Origin of the sequence: Salipiger mucosus DSM 16094 (genome assembly GCF_000442255.1) — a bacterium.
Lineage (GTDB): Bacteria > Pseudomonadota > Alphaproteobacteria > Rhodobacterales > Rhodobacteraceae > Salipiger > Salipiger mucosus.
Map to the genome: position 1 here is coordinate 394,373 of NZ_KE557273.1, position 24,440 is coordinate 418,812.

Consider the following 24,440-nt stretch of genomic DNA (forward strand, 5'->3'; position numbering starts at 1 on the left):
ATGACCGTCTCACAAGGATCAGACCACGGGCCCGGCGCGCCGGACGCACCGGCGCCGATGCACGGCGGCAATGAATACCCGCTGCTCGACATCCCCTTCTCGGTGATGATCGAGGGCCGCCGCTACGCCGGCGAAGGATTGTCGATGGTCGGGGCCGAGGTCACCGGTCTCGTCGACCCGGCGCTCGACGGCAGCACGGGCATCGCGCGTCTGCTCTTCGATTTCCCGGGCTACCAGCTGGCGCTGACGCCCTCGGTGCTGATCCGCGTGGTGGATTCGAACCGCATGGAGCTGGCCTTCACCGAGCCGACGGGCGAGCACGCACCGCAGCTGCGCCAGGTGCTCGGCGACTACATCTCGGGCGATATCACGGCCTCGGGCTCGGTGATCCGGGCGGGCGCCTTCGCCGAGACGCGCGGGGTCAAGGCGCCCGCCCCGAAGCCGACCTTCGGCCAGCGCCTGCGCGGCGGGGTGGGCTCGGTGCCGGTCATCGGTGCGACCATTGCGCTGGTCGCCACCGCGGTCGGGCTGGCGCAGTCCAAGCTGCTGACCACGGCCATTCCGGCGCCCGGGCGGGTGATCCCGGACGGCCAGACCATGCGCGCCACGGCCGACGGGCAGATCACCTACGTCGACCTCGAGGCGCCCGAGGGCGAGGTGCTCTACAGCATCGACAGCGTCGATGGGGAAACCCTGTCGATCGCCATGCCCTGCGATTGCAACGCCTACGGCACCGGGGTTGCCGAGGGGAGCACCGTGCTCGCCGGAGAGCCCGTGGTCGCCGTCGCCCCGCAGGATGCGCAGATGGTCGTCGAGGCCCAGCTGCCGCAGGAACTGCTGTTCCGGATCCAGCGCGCCGGCGGCGTCGGCGTGGAGCTGTCGGGCGGCGGGGAATTCGAGGCGCGGCTCGACGAGAGCTTCCGCCCGCCCGGCATCGAGGCCGCGGATGAGCCCGAACGCGCGATCCTGCGGCCCGAGATCGAACTCGAGCCCGAAGCGATGGGCCAGGTCGCCGCGCTGACCGTGCGCTGGGACGCCCTCGCGGGGTTCGAGCCCGTCATCGACGCCTTCGACCGGATCGGGGCCGAGGTGTCGCGTCAATACACCCAGAACATCCGGCCGCTTCTGGCCGACATTTCAGAGACCGTTGGAGACCAGTAATGAGCGACCAGAAGATTCATCCGATCGTCCTTTCCGGCGGCATGGGAACCCGGCTCTGGCCGATGTCCCGGGTCCGCCAGCCCAAGCAGTTGCAGCCGGTCGACGGCATCGAGGGACCGAGCTTCCTGCAGGACACCGTCCTGCGTCATCGCGGCGCGGGCTATCACCGGCCGCTGATGGTGGCGAGCGCCTCGGAGGAGGCGCTGATCTTCGAGCAGCTCGCGCAGATCGACATGCCGGGCGGCTTCGTCGGCGAACCCATGGGCCGCAACACCGGCCCCGCCGTCCTGGCGGCGGCGCTTCACCTCGCCGAGCAGGACCCGGAGGCGGTGATGCTCGTGCTGCCCTCGGATCACCGGATCGCCGGCGATCTCGACACCACGCTCGCCGCCGCGCGCCAGGCGGCGTCCGAGGGGGCCATCGTCCTCATCGGGATCGTGCCGCGCAGCCCCGAGACCGGCTTCGGCTATATCACCGGCGGCGAGGCGCTGCCCGGTCATTCGGGGGTCTTCGCGGTGGATCGCTTCGTCGAGAAGCCGGACCTCGCGCATGCCGAGGCGCTTCTGGCGGCCGGCGGAACCTTCTGGGCCTCGGGCATCAGCATGATGCGCGCCGACGTCGCAATCGCCGAGTTCGAACGCCACGCGCCGGAAACGCTCGCGGCCGTCCGCGCGGCCTTCGACCGCGCCCGGAACTGCGAGCACGGCATCGTGCTCGACGGCGAGGGCTTCGCGCAGGCCGAGAACGAACCGACGGAGCGCCTTGTCTTCGAACGCAGCGACCGCGTCGCCGTGGCGCCGTCGAACGTCGACTGGAACGATGTCGGCGCCTGGACGGCGATCCATTCGATCGGCGAGAAAAGCTCGCTGGGCAATGTCGAGACAGGGCAGGTCGTGTCGCTCGAGACGCGCAACTCCCTGATCCGCGCGGGCAGCGACAAGCTGGTGACGGTGATCGGGATGGAGGACCTGATCGTCATCGACACGCCCGACGCGCTGCTGGTGACCAACCACGCCCACGCGCAGATGGTGAAGGAGGCGGTGACCGAGCTCAAGGACCAGAACCGGTCCGAGGTCTTCTCTCACCGCGAGGCGCCCTCCGACCGTCCCGAGGCGGGCGCCATCGCGTCGCACGAGGTCGCCCCGGGCGACACGCTGACCGTCACCGGCGCGGTGCCGGGCGGTGCCATACTGGCGGTGGTCTCCGGCGACAGCGCGGTGCTGACCGGGGCCGAGACCGGGGCCGCCGATCCGGGCGTGCATGTCTCTGTGCCCGAGGGCGAAAGCGTCATGGTCGAGAACCACGGCAAGACCGACCTGCGGCTCGTGACCATCGACCTCGCCGCCTCGACCGCGCCGGCACGCCCGGCCGACGAGGACGCGCGAGCGCCGCAGTTCCTGGGCCGCGCCAGTGCCTGAACGTCTTCGCACAGGCACCGCGGCGGCGCTGCTTGCGGCGCTCCTCTCCGCGCCCCTTCCGGGCGCGGCGCAGGAGGCCGTCACCGTGGCGGTGCAGGACGCGCGGCTGGCGCTCATGCAGCTCGCCGCGGGAACCGGGCGCTCGCAGTCGGGGCTGCTCGATGCGGCCTCGCGCGCGATCTACCTGCAGGACGGCAGCGCGACGCTGTCCGAGCTCGACGCCGCGGCCGACGAGGCGGGCTCGCTCGATGCGATGACCGCCGGGGCCAACGGCACGGTGACCGCGCATCGCCCGATCGTCGTGCTGCAGGGCGCCGAGCTGCGGCTCGATCCCGGCGACCGGCTGGCGCTCGACCGCAGGGCGGGGGCCTTCGTGCTGTCGCTCGGCGCCACGGTCTTCGACGGGGCCGAGGTCGCCGTCACCGGCGGACGGCATCCCCGGGTCGACGGCTTCCGTCCCTTCATCGCGGGCCTTGGCGAGACCAGCCTCACGCTGCAGGACACGACCTTCACCGGCCTTGGCTACAACGCCGAGTCCACGACCTCGGGCGTGTCGCTCGTGGGGGGCGGGCTCCTGGCCAGCGGCACTGCCGCGCCGGTCACAGGCAACACCTTCGAGAACCTGCGCACCGTCTCGCTGAGCGAGCTGGACACGCTGGAGGTCACCGGCAACCGCGTCACGGAGGCGCGAGGCAGCGGCCTGCGGATCCGGTCTGTGCGCGAGGCCCGGATCCAGGACAACCTGGTCGCACGGCCGCATGGCGCCGAGGCGCTTCACGCCTCCGGGCTGGCCCGCGCGACGATCTCGGGCAACCGTTTCGAGGCGGGGCAGGGCAAGGGCGTGCGCATCGACGACGCGAGCCGCGAGCTGCGCTTCACCGGCAACCGCGTCGCCGGCTTCGACGGCTCCGGCGTGACCCTCGCCGAGGGGGCCGAGTGCGTCCTGCTTGCGCAGAACGAGGTCGCCGACAACCGCGGCTCCGGCATCTCGGTGCGCGACGCCGGGACCTTCATCCTGTCGGGCAACGAGGTGCGCGACAACATGGGCCCGGGCATCGGTGTCATCGCCCAGGCCGACGGAAGCGAGGGTCTGATCCTTCGCAACGTTTTCTCGGGCAATCGGCAGGGTATCCGCGCCACGCGCGTCACGCGTCTTCGGCTTGCCGAAAACGATCTTTCCAAGCAGATGCCCCGGCTTTTCGGTGGTGATCTCGATCAACACACGCCCGGCTGGCTCAAGGACCGCCGCGCCGATGGCGCGACAAGCATGGTGCTCGAAGAGGCCGCGGCCCGCACCGATGCCGCCCTTCGCCGCAACGCGGCTGCCGATGCCTACGCCGCGTGCAGCCAGACCGAAGGAGGCGTCTGAGCCATGGTGTTTTCGTCCGAGACTTTCCTGTTCCTGTTCCTGCCCGGGTTCCTGGCGCTTTATTACCTGACGCCGTGGCGGTGGAAGTCCGCGACGTTGCTGGCCGGCTCCTACGTCTTCTACGCCTGGTGGCGGGTCGACTTCCTGCTGCTGCTGATCGGCACGACGGTCTGGACCTACATGACGGGCCGCGCGATCCGCGCCTCCGAGGGCGCGCGTCGGCGCATGTGGACCGGCATCGGGGTGGCGGGCTGCCTCGCGGTGCTCGGCGGGCTCTGGCACGGCGCGGCCTGGACCTATGTCCTCTGGGGCGCGTGGCACGGCGGCTGGCTGGCGCTCGAGCGCTATACCGGCTGGGCGAAGTCGCGCAGTCCCGCCGCGCTCCTGCGCACGCTGCTGCTGGTGCTGCTGGGCTGGGTGATGTTCCGCGCCACCTCGGTCGCCGAAGCGGGCGAGGTGCTGGCCGGCATGGCGGGCCTCAACGGCATCGGCATGTCGGCCACCTCGGCCTTCCAGATGACCGGCGAAAGCCTCGTTTTCCTTGCGCTGGCGATCTTCGTCGCGGCGGCCGAGCCTGGGCTGCGCCGCTCCCGCGTCGCCTCGGTCGAGCCCGCCAAGGGCGGCGGCGCGGTCACGGTCGCGAACACGCTTCTGCCCAGCCTCGCGACGCTGATCGTCGCCATCCTCGCCGTGCTCAAGCTCTCCGAGCAGAGCTTTTCGCCCTTCCTCTACTTCCAGTTCTGAGGTCCATCATGCCGCGCATCATTTCCCTGTCGCGATACGCACTGCCGGTCCTGTTCCTGGGCTACGCGGGCTTCGTCAACGTCTCGGTCTTCACGGGCGACGGCGGCTTCGGCGAGGTCGAGGGCGACATCGTCACCGGCGACGCGACCCAGGTGGTGAACACCCTTTACAGCGAGGCGCAGCCGCACCGCGAACTCGCGGTCTCGGCCCTTGGCGCGGCGCGCTACCTCGCCCTCGGAGAAGGCCGCGAGGGCGTGACCGTGAGCGAGGGGGGCTGGCTCTTCACCGGCGAGGAGATGACGCCCGCGACACCGGCGCAGATGACCTCGGCGGTCGAGGGCATCGCCGCTGTCGAGGCGCGGCTGGTCGAGCTTGGCACCTCGCTCGTGCTCGCGCCGATCCCTGCCAAGGTGGACATCTACCGTGACAAGGGCAGCGCCAAGGCGGGGGCGGCGATGCGGATGCAGTACGATGCCTTCCGCGCCGCGCTTGCGGACGAGGGCATCGACGCGGTGGACACGCGCCCCGCGCTGGCCCGCGCCTCGGGCGACGCGCCCGTCTTCCTGACCAGCGACACGCACTGGACGCCCAAGGGCGCGCGCCGCGTGGCCGAGCGCATCGCCGCCTCGGGCCTTGTGCCCGAGGGCGACACCGCGTTCGAGAAGGTGCCCGCGCGCCCGCAACACTTCACCGGCGACCTCGTCTCCTTTGTCACCTCGGACGCGCTCGCGCCGCATCTCGGCCTCGGGGCCGAGCGGGTGACGCCCTACGTGGCCGAGCCGGCCGAGACGGACGGGGCCGGCGGGGACAGCATCTTCGCCTCGGATCAGCAGTCCATCGACGCGGTGCTGGTCGGCACGAGCTACAGCGCCAACGAGAACTGGAGCTTCGTGCCCGCGCTGAAGATCGCGCTGCATCGCGACGTGCTGAACCTCGCCGAGGAAGGGCAGGGGCCGGTTGCGCCGATGGAAGCCTTCCTCGGCGACCCCGCACTCGCCGAGGCGCCGCCCGAAATCGTCATCTGGGAATACCCGGTCCGCTACCTCGGCGTCCCCGCGTCCGGGGCGGCGAATGACACGCCCGAAGAAACGGAGGCACCTCATGGCTAGGCTTCTTACGATGGCCATTCTCGCCGGCATGGCGACCCCGGCTGTCGCGGCACCGGTTCCGCTCTCGCTTGACGCGCCCGGCACGCCGGCCGTGGTCAAGGTCTTCGACAACCGCATCCAGAGCACGAACGACCTGCCGACGCTCGAACTGCGGCGCCTGCGCAGGCGGATGCAGGACGGCGACAGGCTGAGCTTCCAGGAGATGCGGAGCCTCGCCGATGCCGGCGACGGGCTGGCCGCGTTTCGCTATGGCCAATGGCTTGTGGAGATGGACGATCCCGAGGTGCTGCCGGCGGCGGCGCTCTACTTCGCCTCGGCGGCCTACACGGACCGCGATTATGCCGTGCGCCCGCTGATCGAGATCCTCGAGCGTGGCGACCTTGGCATGTCCGACAAACGGCTCGATCACCTCGAGAATGCGCTGCGGGCCTTCGCGATCCGGGGCAATCCGCATGCCTCGGCGGCTCTCGCGCGCTTCTACGAAAAGGGCTCTCCCTTCGGCCGCCATCCCGACAGGGCGCAGTCTCTTCTGGTCGAGATGGCCGAGGCCGGAGACCACGAGGCGGCCATGACGCTGGTGACGAAGACGATGTCCGGAAAGGCCGATCTGCCCGAGCAAAGGCTGCGCGGGCTGCTCGGCCAGGTCGTCGAAAACGCCGAAACGCTTGGTCGAAAGAGCGTGGCAAAGACCCTGCTGCGGCGCCTGGACAATGGTCCGCCCGAGACCGCGACGACGGCGGGCGGCACTGACGCCGCCGACGCGACCGGCGTGCAGCGACGCGAAGACGGCGGCTCGACAGGGATCTTTGCCGCCGGATCGGAGGACGGATGATGACAGTTGGAAATCTCAAGACCGGTGCCGCGATGCTGACGGCCGCCCTGGCCGGTCTCGGCGGGCTCGCCGCGACGCCGCTCGCGGCGCAGCAGGCGGATGCCTCGAGCTATGGCTGCCGCGACCTGACCTCGGCCAAGCCGATGGCCTTTCTCGAGGGCGAGGGCGGGGTCTTCTACCGCCTGAATCTCGACATGCGGATGAACCACCCGTTCTCCGAGCGCGCGGCGGCCAGCGTCAAGGCGCTCTCGGACGCGCTCGCGGCCAAGGGCACGACGCTGGTCTACCTGCCGGTGCCGACGAAAAGCCTCGCCATGCCCGACGAATTGCCGCCGGCCGCCGCCAGCTTCGGCTACGACGGCGCAGTCGCTCGGAAGGCCTACCGGGCCTTCATCGATCGTTTCCGCGAGGTCGGCGTGCCGGTGGTCGACACCGCGACGGCGATGCGCGGGGCCGAGGGCCCGGAGCCGCCCTTCGTGGCGACCGATTTCCACTGGTCGTCGACCGGCGCCCGCGCCGTCGCGGGACAGGTGGCCGAGACGCTCGCGGCGCTGCCGGTCCATGAGGACATGGCGAAAACCGACCATGTCACGCGAAAGACCGAGACGGACAAGCTCGCCTCGGCCATGCGGCGGCGCATCCAGCCCTACTGCAGCGACAGCATCCCCCAGGCCGAGACGCAGGGCTTCGTGACCGAGGCGACCTCCGACAGCGGCGGCTCGACCGAGGGCGGCATCTTTGCCGACGCGGAGAGCGCGCCGCCGATCTCGCTCGTCGGCACGTCGATGTCCGCCGAACCCGCGTTCAACTTCGAGGGCTTCCTTGCCGAGGCCGCGGGCGCCGAGGTGGCCAACTACGCGATCACCGGCGGCAACCAGTTCGGCTCGATCACCTCCTACCTTCTGTCGGCCGATTTCCGCGACGCGCCGCCCGACGTGCTGATCTGGGAGAACCCGATCTACAACAACCTCGGCGAATTCGGCGAGCTTCCCTGGCTCGAGCTGATCGCGGCGGTGCAGGACAGCTGCGAGCCGGTCGAGACGACGATCTCGGACGACGGGACGCTCTCGGCGCAGCTTTCGACCGACGCGCTGGGCCCGGACGTGTCGATCCGCGCCGACAGCGGTGACGCCAACGGGCGCCAGGCCTCGTTCCGCTTCAGGACCGAGGAAGGGTTCGCCGTCGACAGCACGATCACGCGGCCCGACCGCTACGAGCCAACGCGCTGGTTCTACCAGGCGCTGGCGCCGCTGCAGCGCAGCGACTTCACCCGCGTCGAGGTCGGCTTCGATCAGCCGGCCACCGACGACGCGACCATTGCCCTCTGCAACATGAAGGACCCGCAGACATGAAAACGACCCTGATCCTTTCGGCATCGATGATCGCCGCCGCGCTGGCCCTCCCCGCGAATGCACAGGACGACAGCCTCTATCCCGACCCCTCGGCGCCCGACGCCTCCTTCCTGCGGGTCATCCTGCCCGATGGCGCCACCGCCACGGTGGACGGCACCGCGGTCGAAGCCCCCGAAGCGGGCGTGACCGCCTATGCCGAAGTGTCGCCGGGCGAGGTCGAGATCGCGGTTGATGACACCACCCAGACCGTCGAGGTCGGCGCCAACACGCACTACACCTGGACTGCCGCCGCAGCCGAGCCCGCGCTCGTCACCGACATGGTCGAGGATTCGCCCGCGCAGGCGGATCTGCTGATGTACAACCTGTCGGAGGCAGACCCCGTGACGCTCTACGCGGTCGAGGGCGAAACCGCCGCGCTCGAGGGCGTCGAGACCGGCACGCATGACGGCGTGGGCCTCAAGGCGCCCCTGACGCTGACCTTCGAGATCCGCCAGGACGGCGAGACGCTCACCTCGCTCGACCCGGTGGACCTGCGCCGCGGGGCGGCCACGACCATCGTCGTGACCGGCCCGGCGGACGCACCGGAGGCCGCGGCGACCGACAGAGTCTACCAGTAAGCCGCCCCTGAACCACTCAACCGAGGCCCGGAGGTACCATGCCAAGATTGACACTCAGAGCCGCGAGCGTGCTTGCCTTCGGGCTGTCGGCGGTCGAGGCGGCCGCCAGCCCCGTCGCGGTTGATTTCGCGCCGCCCGAAGTTTCGGTGCGTGACGTCTGCGTCGCGCGCCCGACCAGTGCCGAACTGGAAGCGCGCTGGTCGGACTGGGACGGCGCCCTGGACGACAGGCCGCTGTCGCTTGTCCGCAGGGACCTCCGCCTCCTGCGCAGCAGCGACGCCGAGCGGTGGTACGACACGCTCGAACGCGCCTACGAGACGCTGGAAGCCGAAGTGGAAAGCTACGGGCCGAACGACCACGCGCTCGCCCGGATCGACCTTCTCGTCGCCGCGGGCCGCTACGAGGAGCTGCGCGCGAGCGGGCTCTTCGACCGGCTGACCACGCTGGCCGACGGCGGCAACCGCGGTGCGATGGTCACCGCAGCCGAGCTCATCGAAGGGGGCGAGGTCGTCGAGGAGGACAGCGACCGCGCGCTCGCCTACTGGCGCCGCGCGGCCTATGCCGGGCACCCCTCGGCGCTTCTCGAGATGGCGGGCCGCAGCGCCGAAGGCGCGCGGATCGAGGACTGGACGATCGCGCCCGACATCGCCGTGACCATGGGCTTCGGTGCCATCGTCGGCGACATCGGACGCCACCATCTGCGACCGGGTCAGCCGCATCGGCACACGCTACCGCAAGGGGGACGTGGTGCAGCAGGACCTGGCGCTGGCCCGAAAGCTGGTATCGCCTGGCGGCGCAGCTCGGCGGCGCTGACGGCGCGTGGAACGTGGCCCAGCTTCACAAGGAGGCCGAGGGCGTCGGCCGCGACGTGGAGGTGATGGTCGCGCATCTCGAACAGGCCGCCGAGGCAGGCCTGCCCTACGCCATGCTGGAGCTGGCCGAGGTGCTGGAACGCGGCGGCATCGTCGAGCGTGACCTCGACCGTGCCCGTGAGCTCTACCGCGTGGCGGCCGACAAAGGCGACAAGACCGCGCTGATCCGCCTCGTCAACATGGAACGCAAGCTCGGCGGAGATCCCGCCAAGGCGCGCGCCCGCGTGATCGACGCGCTGCGGCGGCTCACCGAGACCGAGGAACCGCCCGCCTGGGCCTTCATGCAGCTCGGCGACGAGGTCCTTGCCCGCGACGGCCGCTGGGCCGGCGAGCAGGTCGCGACCGAGAACTACCGCCGGGCGCTCGAGCTGGACCCCGAACACACGCCCGCCCGGATCCGTCTCGCACAGTTCGAGTCGCGCTACATCGAGACCCCGCAGGACTTCGAGACGGTCGCGTCCAAGCTGCGCCACGCCGTCCGGGCCGAGGGCCTGACCTCGCCGATGCAGGATCTCGGCAACGCCTTCCTGTGCCGGCAGCCGACCGCGCCCGAGCTGGGCAGCGCCACCTACTGGCGGCAGATGGAGGCCTTTTCCGGCGACTCGAGCATCGAGCCCACCATGCGGCAGCTGCGCCGCCTCACCGCGGAAAGCGATCCGCTGGTCTATGCGCAGCTGCAGGCGCAGGCGATCAACGCGCGCTCCCGCTCGACCGCGAACTTCCTCGAGATCGCCGGACGGGATCGCATCGGCGAGCCGTTCTCCGGTCTGCGCGCGGTGACACGGCGGCAGTCCGACCGCTTCCTGCAGTCTCAGGCCAAGGTCGACCGCAGGCTGGGCCGCCTGCAGAAGGCGAAGAGCCATCTCGAGGCCGCGCTCGAGGCGGACTAGCCGGGGGCGGGAACCGGCCTGCTGGACCTGCTGTCCGACGAGGGCGCCATGTCCGACGGCGACCGAGCGCGTGTGCTCGATCTCGCCCGGACCCTCGCAGACGAGGGCAACGGGCAGGCGATCCGCGCTGTCGTGGCGCTCGACCACGAAACGTCCCGTGAGTGGCTGCGTCGCGCGGCGGATGCCGGTAACGCAGAGGCCCAGTCCACGGCCCGCATGATGACACGCGAAAGGACCGACAGCTGATGAAACGCACTTTCTGCCTCAACGCGGCGCTTGGCCTTGCAGCCCTGACCGCCGGCCCCGTACTCGCACAGTCCGACGAGGCCGGATCGCACCAGGGCGACGTGACCTGCATCGACGTGCCCGAACCGGTCGTGTCGCTGTCCTACGGCAGCCGCTACACCGACGAGAGCGAGGACCGCTCGGACATCGACCAGGACGCCAACGCTGCCGTCAACGAGGCGCTCGGGCCGATCGACGATTTCATCGTCGATCTGACCGCGCGCGCCAACGAGGCCGCGTCTGGTGGCGAGGAGGCCGGGCAGGCCGCCTCCTGCGTGGTGGAGGCGCTTGCCGTCTGGGCCGAGGCCGACGCGCTGAGCGAGATGGAAACGATGAACGCCAACATCTCCAGCCCCTCGCGGATCGGCGCCCTGGCGCTTGCCTACATCCGGGCGAAACAGATGGGCGAGATCGACCGCGAGCGTGCCGAGCTGATCGAGACCTGGCTCTCCGCGCGGGCGCACCACGCCATGGACTACTTCGACGCCGAGGCCCCGCCCAAGGCCAGCCGGAACAACCTGCGCGCCTGGGCCGGCCTCGCGGCGACGGCCGTGGGCCGGACCGCCGATGACGAGGTCCTGACCTCCTGGCGCGCGCATACGCTGGCCCTCGTGGCCTGCCAGGCGGACGAGGATGGCGCGCTGCCGCTCGAGATGGACCGCGGCCCCCGGGCCCTGCATTACCAGCTGCACGCGGTCGGTCCGCTGGTGGTCTCGGCCGGCCTGCTGGAGCAGGACGGCTACCCGGCCTTCGGCATCTGCGACGACGCCGTGCCGCGGATCGTCGATTTCACCACGAGGGCCGTCGAGGCCCCCGAGCTTGCCGAGGAGAAGGCGGGCGAGCCGCAAACCTATCAGAAGGGCGAGGACGAAGTGCAGGCCTTCGAACTGGCTTGGGCGGACGCCTACCTGTCCTTTTTCGAGGACGCGGAGCTTGCCCGCCTCGTCGAGCCCTTCCGCCCGCTTGGCAACTCCAAGCTCGGCGGCGATCAGTCCCTGCTCTGGTAGAACGGCGCCGCTGACCCGGGCCTCGTCCGCTTCTTCGGCGGACGAGGCGTGCCCGGGTCGCAGTCTCCGATGCGTGCGCACCCCCTTGGGCCGCATCGACGCGTGGAAAAGCAGCCGCTGTCAGGGCGGCATCATCGGGAGAGGCGGAACGGCCACTGGCATCGCTGTCCCGGTTCCGCGCGACCGTTTCAGCCCCCGACGCGGCATCACGGCCCGCGGTCAGTCAGCTCTGCGCCTCTCCCAGAACAGAGGGTTGCGCCGCGCTGGTGTCCTTGAGAGCGATGCCCGTGGCCCCCAGGGCGAACGCCTGTTCGATGAGCCAGGCAATCCGCGCGGCCGCTGCCTCGTGCGAGAGGCCGCCGTACGCGTGGATGTTCGACACGCAATTGCGCGCGCTGTCCCGCGTGCCGATGCGCGGGGCCCAGGTCAGGTAGGCGCCCAGGCTGTCCGAGACAGACAATCCCGGCCGCTCGCCGATCAGCATCAGAACCATCTCCGCCCCGGCCGCTTCGCCGATCTCGTCGCCGAGCGCGACGCGGGCCTGCTCGGCGAGAAAGACCGGCGCCTCCCGCGACTCTGGGCACTGTGCACGCAGGCATTCCATCAGCCGGGCGGCATTGGCCATGACCGCGGGCGGGGACAGCCCGTCGGCAATCACCACCGCGAGCCTCGGCTCTGTCCGGGCGACCGCGCTGTCGTGCGACAGCCGCCGCCCGAGGTCGGGCCGCCGCAGGTAGCTTGCCCGGTCGCGCGCGCGGCTGCGCAGCAGCGGCGCGGGGCAGTCCAGCGCCGTGCGCAGCGCGCCCCAGTCCGGGGCCGTGAAGATCGCGTCCCGCGCCGCCGCGTGGTCCTCCTGGAACGACAGCAGGTGACCCATTGGCAGCGGCCGCGCCTGCGCGTCGAGCCGCACGCGCGAGGGCGTCATCGCCGCCAGCGCAGCGAGCCGCTCCTGAAGCCCGGCGCTCATGCCACCAGCCCCAGCGAGTCGAGAAAGCGCGCCGGGTCGGGCAGGGCGGCCCGCCCGCCCGAAGCAAGGCCCGCGCCCTCCAGCCAGGCCGCGAACTCGGGCGCCGGGCCGCGCCCCGAGACCTCGCGGAGGTAGCCGATGTCCTCGAACCCGAGGCTCTGGTAGCCGAGCATCGCGTCGTCCGCGCCCGGCACCGTGATGAGAAAGGTCACCCCCGCCTCGACCAGCAGGGTCGCGAGCGTGTCCATGTCGTCCTGGTCGGCCTGCACATGGTTGGTGTAGCAGACGTCGACCCCCATCGGCAGGCCCAGCAGCTTGCCGCAGAAATGGTCCTCGAGACCCGCGCGTATGATCTGCTTGCCGTCGTAGAGGTATTCGGGGCCGATGAAGCCCACCACCGTGTTGGCGATCATCGGGTCATAGGCCCGCGCCACGCCGTAGGCGCGCGCCTCCAGCGTCTGCTGGTCGACGCCGTGGTGCGCGTCGGCCGAGAGCGCCGCGCCCTGTCCGGTCTCGAAGTACATCACGTTCCGCCCCAGCGTGCCCCGGTCCGCGGCCAGCGCGGCCTCCTGCGCCTCGCGCAGGACCTCCAGCGTCACGCCGAAGCCCCCGTTCGCGGCATTGGTTCCGGCGATCGACTGGAAGACGAGGTCGATCGGCGCACCCGCCTCGAACAGATCGAGCGTGTTGGTCACATGCGTCAGCACCGAGGTCTGCGTCGGGATCTCGAAGCGGGCGCGGATGTCGTCGAGCGCGATCAGCAGGTCCCGGCAGTTGCCGATGTTGTCCGAGGCCGGGTTGATTCCGATCACCGCGTCGCCCGCGCCGAAGAACAGCCCGTCGAGGACCGCCACCGCGATCCCCTTCGGATCGTCCGCCGGGTGGTTCGGCTGCAGCCGGGTCGACAGCGTCCCCCGCCGTCCCAGCGTGTTGCGGAAGCGGGTCACCACCTCGGCCTTCCGCGCGACGCGCACGAGGTCCTGGTTGCGCATCAGCTTGCAGACCGCCGCGATCATCTCCGGCGTGAAGCCCGGCGCGGCCGCGGCGAGGCTCTGCGCGTCGGCCGCGGGCGAGAGCAGCCAGTCGCGCAGCTCGCCCACCGTCATGGACGCAAAGGGCACGAAGGCCCCTGCGTCGTGGCTTTCGAGGATCAGCCGCGTGACCGCGTCGCCGTCGCAGGGCACCACCGTCTCGCGCAGGAACGTGTCCAGCGGCAGGTCCATCAGAACCCGCCGCGCCGCCACCCGCTCGAGCGCCGAGGCGGCGCCGATGCCCGCCAGCTGGTCGCCGGACTTCTCGGGGCTCGCGGCCGCGAGCAGATGCGCCAGCGAGCGGAAGGTGAACCGTTCGCCGCGCGCGGTGGCCGAGAGGCGCGCCATCACAGCCGCCTCAGGTGCAGGCCCCAGTCGGGGTCTTCCATGATCGAACGCGCGCGCATCTTCTTCCACATGCCGTACTTGTGGAAATCGAAATCCAGCCGCGACACCGCAAGCTGCACCATCGACCACAGCGCCCATTTCACGTCGGCCAGCGCCTTGTGCACGATCACGCGCGACACGATCTCGGGCCGCACCTCGCCGAAGTATTCCTCGATCAGCTCCAGCTCACGCTGCGGCGTGAAGAACATCTCACCGAACCAGATGCCCAGATCGTAGCAGCGGTCGTTCATCGAGGCGTACTCGTAGTCGATCAGCATGATCGAGCCGTCCTCGCCGATCATGAAGTTGCCGGGCATCGGGTCGTTGAAGCAGGGCACGAGGTCGAGCCCCGAGGCGTGCAGCGCCTCGCGCGCGATGTCCGCGTTGAGCATCATCCACGCGCCGTCGCGGTACTGCCGCGCGCCGAGGTCGGCGACCTGCGCGGCGTGTTCGTCGATCATGTCGAAGACCGTCTTGGTCAGCCCCAGCGGCGGCAGCCCGTGCATGGTGCGATAGGCCGCGATGGCCGCGCGGCAGGGCTCCAGCCGGTTGAAATCGCTGTGGGTCGAGGCCCGCCGGTCGGGCAGGAAGTCGTTGATCTCGACGCCGCGCTCGGCAAGATCGTCGTAGACGCGCGGGCCAAGCCCCGCCGCCGCCGCCTTGCGCGAGGCATCCAGCGCCGCGACCCGGTCGATGAACATCTCGGTGCCGTTGCCCGGCACCTTCACGAACCAGTCTCCGCCCGCCGCGCTCTGCACGCGCCAGTTCTCGTTCGAGATCCCGCCAGAGACCGGTCCGTAGACCAGCCCCTCGGCGCCGGAAAACAGTGGCGCCTCGCGGATCATGGTCTCGATGGTCTCCTCCATCTCGTGCGCGGCCGAGCCAAGGGGTTTCATCATCATGCCGCCTCTCCCGTGATGCGGAGTTTCTCCTCGAAGGTGGGGTGCTGCAGGCACATGCGCAGGCGCAGCAGGCGCCATTCACCGTATTTCAGCCACTCCACGGCGCCGCGTTCCGACCGGTGCGCCATGAGCCGGGCCCAGAGCGCGTGCAGCATGTCGTCGACATGCGACCACAGCCGCGCGCGCGCGAACGCCGCGCGGTCGAACCCGCCCGTGTAGGCGGCGAAGCCCGCTTCCATGTCGCTTTCGAGGTCGGTCATTTCGGCCAGCAGGCAGCCCAGGTCGTAGAGCGGGTCGTTCATGCCCGCGCGGTCGTAGTCCACCAGCATGACCTGCCCCTCGGGGCCCAGCATGACGTTCGACGACGAGCCGTCGTTGCGGCAGGGTGCCAGCGCCGCGCCCTCGGTCAGCGGCTCGATCTGCGCGATGACGCGCCGCAGCCAGAGGAAGTCGTCGGGCAGGGCGATGCCGGCCTTGCCGTGCGCCTCGATCACCGCGTCGATGCGCGCGAAGGGATCGAACCGTGCGGCCACCGCCGCGCCGCCGTGCAGGCACTTCATCGCCGCGACGATGGCTGTGACGGTCCCGGCGTCCTGCAGGTGGTGCTGGCGCCCGGTGACCCAGCCCTCGCCGAGCGCCTCCATCGCGATGGCGCCCATCTCGGCGTCGTGCCACAGCACGCGCGGGCCCGCGCCCGCCTCGCCCGCGGCGACGGCGGCCTGCATGGCGGTCCCGAGGTCGAACCATTCGCGCATCTCGGGATGGATGCGCTTGACGAAGGCATCGCCGGCCAGGGCCGAGCGGCTTTCCAGCGCCATGTAGCTGGGCGAGGCCAGCGCCGCCGGTCCGGGCCGGGCGCCTTCGACGGGCAGACCCGCCGCGCGGATCGCCTCCTGCATCATCTCGTCGGTCACGACTGCGCTCATGAGTCCTCCGCTGCCTTGTCCAGGTTTCCACCGGCGCGGTCGATGCGCCGGATCATGTCGAGAAGCACGTCGCCCCCGGCCACCAGGTCCTCGGGCGAGGTGTATTCGTCGTTGCGGTGGATCACCCCGCCGACCGAGGGCACGGCGACCACGATGGCCGGCAACACCGCGTTGACGGCCACCGCGTCGTGCCCGCCGATGGTGTCGATGCGCATCTTCGGGTAGCCGAAATCGTCGGCCGCGCGCTCGGCCAGCGCCACCAGCCGCGCGTCGAAGCGCCCCGCCGGGCGCCGATCGACCGAGACGATCTCGGCCTCGACGGCGGCCTTCTCGGCCAGCCCCGGCAGCGCGGCGCGCAGCTCGGCCTCGGACCATTCCAGCATCGCCGGTTCCGGCGCGCGCAGCTCGCAGAACAGCACCGCCTTGCCGGGCACGATGTTGGGCGAATTGGGCGAAACGTCGAGCCGCGCCACCGAGGTGTAGAGCGTGTCGCTGGCCGTATCGGCCAGCTCGCGCACCTTGGCGACGATGTAGGCCGCGCCCAGCACCGCGTCGCGACGGTCTTCCATCGGGGTGGGGCCGGTGTGGTTCTGCTCGCCCGTGACCTCGATGCGGACCTTGAGCGCGCCCCAGTGGCGGATGAAGGGCGCGATGCGTGCGCCCGCCGCCTCCATCTTGCTGTCGCCCTCGATGTGGATCTCGAGGTAGAGGTCCGGCTGCGGCGCCGGGTCGCTGCCCATGTAGCCGATGCGCTCCAGCTCCGCGCCCACGCTCAGGCCGTCGCGATCGGTCCGCGCCAGCGCGAAGTCGCGCGTCAGCCCCCCGGCATAGACCGACGAGCCCAGCAGCGAGGGCTGGAACCGAGCGCCTTCCTCGTTCATCCAGTCCACGATGACGTAGTTGCAGGCCGGCGCCTCGGCCTCGCGGCGCCACGACTCGACGGCGGCCAGCGCCGCGACGACGCCGTAGGCCCCGTCGAAGCGCCCGCCGCGCGGCTGGCTGTCGAGGTGCGAGCCCACCATGACCAGCGGCGCCCCGGGCCCGGCAAGCTCGAGCCGGCCGAAGAGGTTGCCGATGTCGTCCACCAGCACCTCGTAGCCGCGCGCGCGCAACTCGCCGCAGAACCAGTCGCGGGCGGCCTTGTGCGCGTCGGTCAGCACCGGGCGGTCGACGCCGCCGTCGCCGGTGCTGCCGAACTCGGACACCTTGTCCATCAGCTGTTGCAGCAGGCCGGCGTCGATGCCGGCGCGGTCGAGCGTGTCACTCATCCCGGTCCTCCTCGGGGGTCTCGTCGTTCAGGAAGCAGGCGGCCAGCGCCTGGCCGCCGCGGCTGCGCAGCGCGGGGTTCTCGCGCCGGCAGCGGTCGAAGGCATGCGGGCAGCGCCCGGCAAAGGCGCAGCCCGGCGGCAGGTCGATGGGCGAGGGCGGCTCGCCCTCGAGCAGGCAGTCCTCGGGGCGGTAACGGCGCTCCTCCAGCGTCGGCGCCGCCGAGAGCAGCGCGCGGCTGTAGGGATGGCCGGGGTCGAAGAACAGGCGCTCGTTCGGGGCCACCTCGACGGTCTCGCCGAGGTACATCACCGCGATGCGTGAGCAGACCCGCCGCACCATCGTCAGATCGTGCGAGATGAAGATGTAGGTGAAGCCGTGCTGCGCTTGCAGCCGCTCGAAGAGATCCAGCAGCTTGCCCTGTTCGGTCTGGTCGAGCGCCGAGAGCGTCTCGTCCATGATCAGCAGCCGCGGCTCGAGCACCATGGCGCGGGCGACGTTCAGCCGCTGGCGCTGCCCGGCCGAGAGGCCCGTGGGCAGGCTGTCGTAGAGGCTGTCGGCCAGCCCGACCTCGCTCAATGCCGCGCGGGCGCGCTCGCGTCGCTTGGCGCGGCTGCCCAGACGGTGGATCTTGAGCGGCTCCTCCACGATGGAGCCGATCGAGGATTGCGGCGGCAGCGAGCCGTAGGGATCCTGAAGCACCAGCTGGAACCGCCGCCGAAGCTCGCGCAGGCGGCGGGGCGAGGCCTCGCCCACGTTCTCGTTCTCGAAGAAGATCGAGCCGGCGTCCGGCCGCTCGAGCCCGGTCAGCAGCCGCATCAGCGAGGACTTGCCGCAGCCCGACTCGCCCACGATGCCGAAGTTGTCGCCGGGAAAGACGTCGAACTCGACGTTGCGGACCGCCTGCACCAGCGCCTTGCCGCTCTTGCCGCGCGTCTCGTAGTGCTTGGCCACGCCGCGCACCGACATGATCGCCGCCTGCTCGCGGTCCTGGCGGGTGTCCCGCCCCTCCGGGCCGCCTTCCCAGAGCGTCGGAAGCTCCTCGATCAGCCCGCGCGTGTAGCCGTGCCCGGGCTGGACCACCAGCGCATTGGGCGTCTGCCGCTCGACCACGCGGCCGGCGTGCAGCACCATGACCTCGTCCGCCGCGTCGCAGGCCACCGGCAGCGACGAGCAGATGAACAGCACCGCGGTCGAGAAATTCTCGTTCAGCTCGCGCATGAGCTTGAGGATCTGCGCCGCGACCGTCACGTCGAGCGGCTGGGTGATGTTGTCGGCGATCAGCAGCGCGGGGTCCGAGATCAGCGCGTCGACGATCATCGCCCGCTGCATCATGCCGCCCGAATACTGGAACGGATACTCGTGGAAGCGCCGCTCGGCCGAGGGGATCTTGACGGCCTCGAGCAGCCGCACCGCCTTCTCGCGCGCCTGCGCCGCCGGGATGTCGGGCCGCACCGCGCGCAGCTTCTCGACCAGCTGGGCGCCGACGGTCATCGTCGGGTCGAGCGCGCCCGCCGGGTTGCCGCCGACGTAGGCGATCTCGCGCCCGGCAAGGCTGCGGGCATGGGCGGGGTCCGAGACAAGGTCGCGCCCCTCGAAGAGCACCTCGCCGCCGGTGATGTGCAACGGGGCCGAGAGCCAGCTTGCCAGCGCACGCGCCAGAACCGTCTTGCCCGAGCCGCTCTCGCCGATGACCGACAGGATCTGCCGCGGCTTCAGCTCGAAGCTGATCCGGTCGAGCACCACGCGCCCGCCCTCGGCGGCGACCGTCAGGTCGCGCACCGAAAGCAGCGCCTCGCGGGTGGTTGCCGTGTCGAGCGCCATGTCAGGCCCCTCCGTAGATCTTGTTGCGCGACCGCTCGAGCGCGGCGCCCATGAGGTTGATCGAGGTCAGCGTGAGCACCAGGAAGACGCCGGGCATGGTGGCGATCCACCAGGCGTTCATCAGGTACTTGCGCCCGTCCGCGATGATGTTGCCGAAGGTGGGGGTGGGCGGCTGCACGCCGAGACCCAGAAAGCCCAGCACCGACTCGAAGATCATCATCCGCGCGATATCCAGCACGGCGACGAAGGCGATGGGCGGCAGCACCAGCGGCAGGATCAGGGTGAACATGATCCGCCAGTCGTTGGCCCCCAGCACCATGGCGCCGCGCACGAACTCCTTCTTGCGCTCCGACATCACGGTCGAGCGCATGACCCGCGCGTAGACCGGCCAGCCCGCCAGCCCCAGAACCAGGATGATCGAGGGGATCGTCGGCCGCGACACGCCCAGGATGGTGATCGCGAGAATGATCATCGGGATCGACAGCTGCGCGTCGGTGAGCCGCATCAGCACCGTGTCGATCCGCCCGCCGAAGTAGCCCGAGAACAGTCCGATCATGGCGCCCACGGCCAGCATCAGCACCGTCGTCGCGATCCCGATCAGCAGCGAATAGCGCAGCCCGACCAGCGAACGGGCCAGCATGTCGCGCCCCAGCTGGTCGGTGCCCAGCGGGTGCGCCCAGCTCCAGCCCTCGCCCATGAAGACCGGCGGCGACAGCTTGGCGCGGATGTTCATCTTGGTCGGGTCGATCTCGGACAGCCACGGGTAGAGCAGCGCCGCCGCGACCAGCACCGTGAACACGGCCAGTCCGATGCGGAACTCGATGGAGGAAAAGGCCTCGGACCAGATCCGGGCCGAGATCTTGCGGCCCTTGCGGCGGGGCAGGGCCTCGGGGGCGATGTCGATGGAGCTCATCAGTAATCCAGCCTCGGGTCGATGGCCGTCGCGCAGAGGTCGACGACGATGTTGATCAGGACGAAGGCGGCGGCGGTGACGATGGCGATGCCCTGGATCAGCGGGAAGTCGCGCTGCATCACGGCGTTGATGGTCAGAAGGCCGAGCCCGGGGTAGTCGAAGATGAATTCGATCACGAGCACGCCGCCCAGCAGCATCGAAAACTGCACGCCCAGCAGGTTCAGCAGCGGCACCGATGAATTCTTGATCGCGTGGCGAAAGACGATCTGGTTGCGCGTCAGCCCGCGCACCGCGGCGATGTCGATGAAGCTCTGCCCCATGACGCCCGCGACCGAGACGGTCAGCGTGCGGATAATGAAGGGCGCGATCTCGATGGCCAGCACGAAGGCGGGCAGGATCGTGTAGGCGAAGCCCTCGTAGCCGATGGCCGGCACCAGCTCGAGGTGCACCGAGAGCAGCAGCGCCAGAACGATCCCCAGCCAGAAGTTGGGCAGGCTCACGAAGAGCGACGACAGGTAGAGCGCGATCCGGTCGGGCAGGCGTCCGGGCCTCAGCCCGCCCCAGACCCCGATGGGCACCGCGATCACCAGCGCGAAGGCCATGGCCAGCAGCGCCAGCTGCAGCGTCATGGGCGCGGTCTGCGCGATCAGGTCCCAGACCTCGGCGCGCTCGCCCCGCGTGCTGTCGTCGAAGCTGGCCCCGCCCACGGCGGCGCCGTTCGCCGGCCGCACGAAGCTCTGGCCCAGGTCGCCCTGCACCACGCCCGCGACGTATCGGCCGAACTGCTGGTAGATCGGGTCGCGCAGGCCCATGTCCTCGGCGATCTGCTCGATCAGCGCCTCGGGCGCCATGCCGCCGGCCATGAGCCGCACCGGGTCGCCGGGCACGACGCGCAGCAGGGTGAAGATCAGCGCCGAGACCAGGAAGACGATGACGGCCCCCTGCAGCAGCCGGCGGGCCAGGAATCTGACGATGAACATCGACGTCTCCGTTCGGTGTCAGGGAAGGTCGCAGGCGGGGCCCGGTCCGGGGCCCCGCCATGATCGCTCAGCCGATGGTGGCCTCGGAGGCGTCGGTCGAGCCGTCGGGATAGATGAACATCCCGTCGAGATCGGCGCGCATGCCGTGGATCATCACCGAGGTGAACAGGCTCAGCGCCGGGACCTTGTCGGCCAGCATGGGCATGAGGTTCGTCTGCAGCGATTCCTCGCGCGCCTCGAGCGTCTCGGCGTTCCGCTCGGCGTCGAGCGCGGCGTCGATCTCGGGGTCCTCGATGCCGCAGATCCGCTTCGAGCCCGAGTGGAAGTGCGTGCGCAGCACGAGGTCGGGCTCGGGCGAGCCGGTCGACCAGCCGCAGTCGACCATGTGGCCGGGGCCGCCGCCCGGACGGTCATACAGCCGCTCGTTCCAGGCCGCGACCTCCATCACGTTCAGCGTGACCGGGAAGCCCTGCTCCTGCAGCAGCGCGGTGATGACCTCGCCGTATTCCTTGGTCTTGGGATAGAAGCCGGTCGAGGTGATGTATTCCAGCTCGGGCAGGCCCTCGCCGCCGGGGAAGCCCGCCTCGGCCAGCAGGCGCTGGCATTCCTCGGGGTCGTACTCGGGGTAGTTCTCGAGGTCGGTGTAGCCGAACTTGATCGGCGAGACGAAGTTGGACGAGAACTCGCCGGCCGAGCCCATGATCTGCATGATCAGGTCGCGGTCGATGGCGTGGCAGGCCGCCTTGCGCACCAGCGGGTTGTCGAAGGGCGGCTTCGAGCAGCGGAACCACAGGTACTTGTTCTCGACGGAGACGAGCCGCGACAGCTTGATGTCGTCCTCGCCTTCCAGCGTCTCGACCTGCTCGGGCTCGAGCCGCTCGATCACGTCCGCCTGGCCGTTCATCAGCGACAGCATCCGCGTGGTGGCATCGCCCACGAAGGAGAAGGTCACGCCGGGCACGGTGGGCGTGCCCTTGAAGTAGTCCTCGTAGGCCTCCATCACGGTGTCGTTGCCGTCCTGCTCGACGAAGCGGAAGGGCCCGGTGCCGTTCAGCCGGGTCGAGAGCACGCCGTTCGGCCCCTCGGCGATGTCCGTGGCCGACATCATCGGCAGGTAGGCGGCCAGGAAGATGAACAGGTGCGCGCCGTAGCCGCCCTTCGAGGTGTCCACGATCACCGTGTAGTCGTCCGGCGTGGTGACCTCGAAGGTCTCGTTCGAGCCGGGATACCACTGCGCCGGACGGTCGGGCAGCGAGCCGTATTCGAATGTCGCCTTCACGTCCTCGGCCTTGAAGGGCTTGCCGTCGTGGAAGGTCACGTCGTCGCGCAGCTTGATCTCGAGCCGGTAGGGGTCGAGCTGCGTGATCTCGGTCGCCAGCTCCATGTTCATCGCGCCCGGGTCGTCGGGGCGCATGGGCGCGCGGGCCAGGAAGCCCATGACGAAGCCCTCGATGGTCTTCTGCGACAGCGTGGTATGCGCGGTCGGGTCCCAGTTGCCGGTGATGTTCTCGGCCGACAGGAACATCAGCGGGCGCGAGCCCTGCGCGCGGGCGGAACTGATGAAGAAGTCGGGGTTGATCTGCGGTGCGGCCACGGCGGCGCCCGCCATCATGCCGTAGCGAAGGAAATTCCGTCTGTCCATGTCGTCACTCTCCTGTTGGTCGGTCTGTCGTTGTCTTTGTCTTCGTGGTTGTCCCGTCCCTGTCGGCCTGCCCGCCGGGGTGCGTTCAGGCCGCCTCGTCGGCGCGCAGCCGCGCCAGCTCGTCGAGCATCTGCGCGTGCAGCTCGGCCGTGGCCGAGGCCAGCACGTCGCCCCCCGACCCGGTGCCGAGCGGTTCGCCCTGCCAGTCGGTGATCACGCCGCCCGCGCCGCGGACGACCTGCACCACCGGCAGGAAATCGTAGGGTTCCAGCCCGGTCTCGAGCACGAGGTCGCAGTGCCCCGAGGCCAGCAGCGCGTAGTTGTAGCAATCGCCGCCGTAGCGCAGCAGGCGGGTCTTGCCCCGCAGCATGTCGAAGACCGCGCGGCGCGGTCCCGCGAAGAGCATCGGGTCCGTGGTATAGGCATAGGCATCGGCCAGCGCCCGGCACGCGCTGGTCCGCACCGGCGCCCCGTTCAGCGTGGTCGGCGCCCCGGTGATGCCGCACCAGCGTTCGCCGGTCGCGGGCATGTCGATCTGCCCCAGGCAGGGCTCGCCCCGCTCCAGCAGCTCCATCAGCCCGCCGAACAGCGGATGCCCGGTGACAAAGCTCTTGGTGCCGTCGATGGGGTCGACCACCCAGACGTGATCGCGGTCGAGGTTCTCGACCCCGTGCTCCTCGCCGAAGATGCCGTGGTCGGGATAGGCCGTGGCGATCTGCTCGCGCAGGAAGGTCTCGATGCCGCGGTCGACCACGGTGACCGGGCTGTCGTCGGCCTTGTGCTCGACGCTCAGCGGGCGTCGGAAATGATCGAGAGCGAGCTTTCCGGCCCCGTCCGCGGATCTGTTCGCGAAGTCGAGGGCCTCGGCGAGGTTGAGCATGTGCGCCTCTGCGTTGGTCGTTGACTGGCCCGGCAAGGGCGCTTGTCTCGACTGTCAGGCTGAGGGAGCACAAATCCCAACATGAATCCAACCAGAAGCACACAAACGCACGAATTGCCGAATCTTTGGGCCGATTTTTCGACAATCTGGCGCTAATCTGCGCTCATTTCGCACGCGTCCGGTCATAAATCCACATTTATCCAAGATTCGTGTGGAATTGCCTGTCCGGGCTGACTAGGTGTGGTCCGCAGGCGAAGGCAGGGGTAGCGTTTATGTGGTCGCACGAGCGTCAGTCCAAAATTCTCGAGCACCTCGGGCGCGACGGCAAGGTCCAGACGCATCGGCTGGCGGAGCTCTTCGAGGTCTCGCGCGAGACGATCCGCCGTGACCTCCTCGAGCTCGACCAGAAGGGCAGCCTCGTGCGGGTGCACGGCGGAGCGGTCCAGTCAGAGCGCGAGATCCTGCCCGAACCGGCCTTCTCCGACCGTCTCGTTGCCCATGCCGAGGTCAAGCGCGCCATCGGCCGCACGGCTGCCGCGCTGATCGAGCCGGGCGCGACGCTCCACATCGACGCGGGCACCACCACGCGGGCCTTCGCGCGCGAGCTGATCCAGCAGCATGACGACCTGCGGATCATCACCAACTCGATCGAGATCGCCCAGATGCTCGCCGTCGAGGACGGCTTCGAGGTGCTGCTCCTGGGCGGCAAGCCGCACGGCGATGTGCCCGCCACCTTCGGCGAGCTGACGCTCTCCGAGATCGACCGCTTTCTCGCGGACTACGCGGTCATCTCGCCGGTCGGCCTCAACGCCGCGCGCGGGGCGACCGACTACGAGCTGCACGAGGCCGAGGTTGCCCGCAAGATGATCCGCTGCGCGCGCAGCTGCCTCATGCTGTGCCATGCGTCCAAGATCGGCGCCGAAAGCCGCGTCGCGGTCTGCCGCACCGAGGAGATCGACCAGGTGGTCACCGACGCCGCCGCCGACCCGGAGTTCCGCCTGCCGAACGGCAGGGTTCACGTCGCTCGGGACTGATGGCGCGGCCACCTTGGCGTGCGCTCGGCCTC

23 protein-coding genes are annotated in these 24,440 nt (G+C 70.1%); 13 read left to right on the forward strand and 10 right to left on the reverse strand.

The window, feature by feature from the left end; genetic code table 11:
• Genes SALMUC_RS02005 through SALMUC_RS02060 form a run of 12 tightly spaced genes read left to right on the forward strand, consistent with a single transcriptional unit; the run spans position 1 to position 11,656 of the window.
• Complete coding sequence (locus tag SALMUC_RS02005) at positions 1-1,161, forward strand: hypothetical protein (protein ID WP_021119719.1); 1,161 nt, start codon at positions 1-3, stop codon at positions 1,159-1,161.
• The gene (locus SALMUC_RS02010; protein ID WP_020040806.1) at positions 1,161-2,579 is read left to right on the forward strand and encodes a mannose-1-phosphate guanylyltransferase; all 1,419 of its coding nucleotides are present in this window, start codon (positions 1,161-1,163) and stop codon (positions 2,577-2,579) included. Before SALMUC_RS02005 ends, SALMUC_RS02010 begins: the two co-directional genes overlap by 1 nt.
• Positions 2,572-3,948 carry a right-handed parallel beta-helix repeat-containing protein gene (locus tag SALMUC_RS02015; protein ID WP_020040805.1) on the forward strand — a complete coding sequence of 459 codons (1,377 nt, stop codon included), beginning with the start codon at positions 2,572-2,574 and terminating at the stop codon, positions 3,946-3,948. The genes SALMUC_RS02010 and SALMUC_RS02015 overlap by 8 nt, the downstream gene beginning before the upstream one ends.
• A gap of 3 nt (positions 3,949-3,951) precedes the next feature.
• Positions 3,952-4,692, forward strand: coding sequence for an MBOAT family O-acyltransferase (locus SALMUC_RS02020; protein ID WP_020040804.1), 741 nt, complete (start codon positions 3,952-3,954; stop codon positions 4,690-4,692).
• Positions 4,693-4,700: 8 nt separating this feature from the next.
• Positions 4,701-5,801, forward strand: coding sequence for an alginate O-acetyltransferase (locus SALMUC_RS02025; RefSeq protein ID WP_020040803.1), 1,101 nt, complete (start codon positions 4,701-4,703; stop codon positions 5,799-5,801).
• Positions 5,794-6,633, forward strand: a complete 840-nt coding sequence (locus SALMUC_RS02030) for a hypothetical protein (RefSeq protein WP_156883349.1) — start codon at positions 5,794-5,796, stop codon at positions 6,631-6,633. Before SALMUC_RS02025 ends, SALMUC_RS02030 begins: the two co-directional genes overlap by 8 nt.
• The gene (locus SALMUC_RS02035) at positions 6,630-7,985 is read left to right on the forward strand and encodes an alginate O-acetyltransferase AlgX-related protein (protein WP_021119720.1); all 1,356 of its coding nucleotides are present in this window, start codon (positions 6,630-6,632) and stop codon (positions 7,983-7,985) included. The genes SALMUC_RS02030 and SALMUC_RS02035 overlap by 4 nt, the downstream gene beginning before the upstream one ends.
• The gene (locus tag SALMUC_RS02040; protein ID WP_020040800.1) at positions 7,982-8,602 is read left to right on the forward strand and encodes an alginate O-acetyltransferase AlgF; all 621 of its coding nucleotides are present in this window, start codon (positions 7,982-7,984) and stop codon (positions 8,600-8,602) included. Before SALMUC_RS02035 ends, SALMUC_RS02040 begins: the two co-directional genes overlap by 4 nt.
• A gap of 38 nt (positions 8,603-8,640) precedes the next feature.
• Positions 8,641-9,480: an SEL1-like repeat protein gene (locus SALMUC_RS02045; RefSeq protein WP_156883350.1), complete on the forward strand. Its 840-nt coding sequence runs from the start codon at positions 8,641-8,643 to the stop codon at positions 9,478-9,480.
• The gene (locus SALMUC_RS02050) at positions 9,429-10,364 is read left to right on the forward strand and encodes an SEL1-like repeat protein (RefSeq protein ID WP_037370961.1); all 936 of its coding nucleotides are present in this window, start codon (positions 9,429-9,431) and stop codon (positions 10,362-10,364) included. Before SALMUC_RS02045 ends, SALMUC_RS02050 begins: the two co-directional genes overlap by 52 nt.
• Positions 10,365-10,412: 48 nt before the next feature.
• Positions 10,413-10,610, forward strand: a complete 198-nt coding sequence (locus SALMUC_RS02055) for a hypothetical protein (protein ID WP_020040797.1) — start codon at positions 10,413-10,415, stop codon at positions 10,608-10,610.
• Complete coding sequence (locus tag SALMUC_RS02060) at positions 10,610-11,656, forward strand: alginate lyase family protein (RefSeq protein WP_020040796.1); 1,047 nt, start codon at positions 10,610-10,612, stop codon at positions 11,654-11,656. The genes SALMUC_RS02055 and SALMUC_RS02060 overlap by 1 nt, the downstream gene beginning before the upstream one ends.
• A gap of 223 nt (positions 11,657-11,879) precedes the next feature.
• On the opposite strand, the gene eutC is transcribed toward SALMUC_RS02060, so the two are convergent.
• The 10 genes from eutC to SALMUC_RS02110 form a co-directional block, all read right to left on the reverse strand.
• Positions 11,880-12,623 (reverse strand): ethanolamine ammonia-lyase subunit EutC, encoded by a 744-nt coding sequence (eutC, locus tag SALMUC_RS02065; RefSeq protein ID WP_020040795.1) that lies wholly within the window; start codon positions 12,621-12,623, stop codon positions 11,880-11,882.
• Positions 12,620-14,002, reverse strand: coding sequence for an ethanolamine ammonia-lyase subunit EutB (locus SALMUC_RS02070; RefSeq protein ID WP_020040794.1), 1,383 nt, complete (start codon positions 14,000-14,002; stop codon positions 12,620-12,622). Before SALMUC_RS02070 ends, eutC begins: the two co-directional genes overlap by 4 nt.
• On the reverse strand, positions 14,002-14,943 hold the full coding sequence (locus SALMUC_RS02075; RefSeq protein WP_020040793.1) for a choline kinase family protein: 942 nt from the start codon (positions 14,941-14,943) through the stop codon (positions 14,002-14,004). The genes SALMUC_RS02070 and SALMUC_RS02075 overlap by 1 nt, the downstream gene beginning before the upstream one ends.
• Positions 14,940-15,869 carry a phosphotransferase family protein gene (locus SALMUC_RS02080; protein WP_020040792.1) on the reverse strand — a complete coding sequence of 310 codons (930 nt, stop codon included), beginning with the start codon at positions 15,867-15,869 and terminating at the stop codon, positions 14,940-14,942. Before SALMUC_RS02080 ends, SALMUC_RS02075 begins: the two co-directional genes overlap by 4 nt.
• Positions 15,866-17,137 (reverse strand): Zn-dependent hydrolase, encoded by a 1,272-nt coding sequence (locus SALMUC_RS02085; protein WP_020040791.1) that lies wholly within the window; start codon positions 17,135-17,137, stop codon positions 15,866-15,868. The genes SALMUC_RS02080 and SALMUC_RS02085 overlap by 4 nt, the downstream gene beginning before the upstream one ends.
• Positions 17,130-18,959: an ABC transporter ATP-binding protein gene (locus SALMUC_RS02090; protein WP_020040790.1), complete on the reverse strand. Its 1,830-nt coding sequence runs from the start codon at positions 18,957-18,959 to the stop codon at positions 17,130-17,132. Before SALMUC_RS02090 ends, SALMUC_RS02085 begins: the two co-directional genes overlap by 8 nt.
• 1 nt (position 18,960) lies before the next feature.
• On the reverse strand, positions 18,961-19,872 hold the full coding sequence (locus SALMUC_RS02095) for an ABC transporter permease (RefSeq protein WP_020040789.1): 912 nt from the start codon (positions 19,870-19,872) through the stop codon (positions 18,961-18,963).
• Positions 19,872-20,852, reverse strand: a complete 981-nt coding sequence (locus tag SALMUC_RS02100) for an ABC transporter permease (protein WP_020040788.1) — start codon at positions 20,850-20,852, stop codon at positions 19,872-19,874. The genes SALMUC_RS02095 and SALMUC_RS02100 overlap by 1 nt, the downstream gene beginning before the upstream one ends.
• Positions 20,853-20,919: 67 nt before the next feature.
• Positions 20,920-22,494, reverse strand: coding sequence for an ABC transporter substrate-binding protein (locus SALMUC_RS02105; RefSeq protein WP_020040787.1), 1,575 nt, complete (start codon positions 22,492-22,494; stop codon positions 20,920-20,922).
• A gap of 85 nt (positions 22,495-22,579) precedes the next feature.
• Positions 22,580-23,374, reverse strand: a complete 795-nt coding sequence (locus SALMUC_RS02110; protein WP_021119723.1) for an inositol monophosphatase family protein — start codon at positions 23,372-23,374, stop codon at positions 22,580-22,582.
• Positions 23,375-23,646: 272 nt separating this feature from the next.
• On the opposite strand from SALMUC_RS02110, the gene SALMUC_RS02115 reads away from it, so the two are divergent.
• Positions 23,647-24,408: a DeoR/GlpR family DNA-binding transcription regulator gene (locus SALMUC_RS02115; protein WP_020040785.1), complete on the forward strand. Its 762-nt coding sequence runs from the start codon at positions 23,647-23,649 to the stop codon at positions 24,406-24,408.
• The last annotated feature ends 32 nt before the right edge of the window (positions 24,409-24,440 follow it).